The sequence below is a fragment of the Vibrio sp. 1249-1 genome, assembly GCF_033340495.1.
On record NZ_JAWOWJ010000451.1, the window covers coordinates 1 to 742 of the forward strand.

Below are 742 nucleotides of genomic sequence, written 5' to 3' on the forward strand. Positions count from 1 at the left end.
GAGCTCAGTATTGCAGATGCCCTTACCTTCTTCCAAACACTCAAGCTAGAAGGTCAACGTGCGCAAATCGCAGAAAAGGTCATGAAGGAGATCAATGATCGTCTACAGTTCCTTGTAAATGTGGGCTTGAACTACCTTAATTTATCCCGGAGTGCAGAGACACTATCCGGTGGCGAAGCACAACGCATTCGCTTAGCGAGCCAAATTGGTGCAGGTCTTGTTGGTGTCATGTACGTCTTAGATGAACCGTCGATTGGCCTCCACCAGCGTGATAACGAACGACTCCTAAAAACACTGACTCATTTGCGCGATTGAGGTAATACCGTACTCGTGGTAGAACACGATGAAGATGCCATTCGCTGTGCCGATCACGTGATTGATATTGGCCCGGGAGCGGGGGTGCACGGCGGTAATGTGGTTGCCGAAGGAACCATGGACGAGATCATCGCCAACCCGAACTCTCTCACAGGTCAATATCTAAGTGGCGCAAAAGAGATAGCAGTCCCTAAAGAGCGTACCCCTCGCGATCCAAAGAAAACCGTCGAGCTACTAGGTGCAACAGGTAACAACCTGAAGAACGTCGACTTGTCTATTCCTGTCGGATTGTTTAGCTGTATTACTGGCGTGTCAGGCTCCGGTAAATCAACCTTGATCAACGATACGTTCTTCAAAATTGCACACACCCAACTCAATGGCGCTACTACTGCACACCCATCGCCTTATAAGTCGATTAAAGGTCTAG

The 742-nt window shown here is 48.9% G+C and carries 1 pseudogene; it reads left to right on the forward strand.

The annotated features are described in order from the left end of the window. Positions 1-742, forward strand: a pseudogene (locus tag R7Z50_RS26935) (excinuclease ABC subunit UvrA); the annotation flags it as partial.